Raw genomic sequence first — 251 nt, 5'->3', positions numbered from 1 at the left:
GTGCAGCAGGGCCGAGCAGCGCTCGACGTGGCGGAGGAACTCGAGACCGAGCCCCTTGCCCTCGCTCGCGCCCGCGATGAGACCGGGGACGTCGGCGACGGTGTAGCGCGTCTCGCCCGACTCGACCACGCCGAGGTTCGGGTGCCGCGTCGTGAACGGGTAGTCGGCGATCTTGGGCTTCGCCGCCGAGAGCGCGGCCTCGTGGCTCGACTTGCCGGCCGACGGGTAGCCCACCAGCGCGATGTCGGCCC

General features: G+C 72.9%; 1 protein-coding gene. It reads right to left on the bottom strand.

Translation table 11 applies throughout. The features are described from left to right. Window positions 1-251, bottom strand: a 251-nt coding sequence (locus ACZ6JE_RS15375; RefSeq protein WP_464319507.1) for a GTPase, incomplete at both ends; no start/stop codon positions are given.

This window comes from Frigoribacterium sp. AC759 (assembly GCF_979256015.1).
This window is presented reverse-complemented; position numbering and strand designations above follow the sequence as displayed.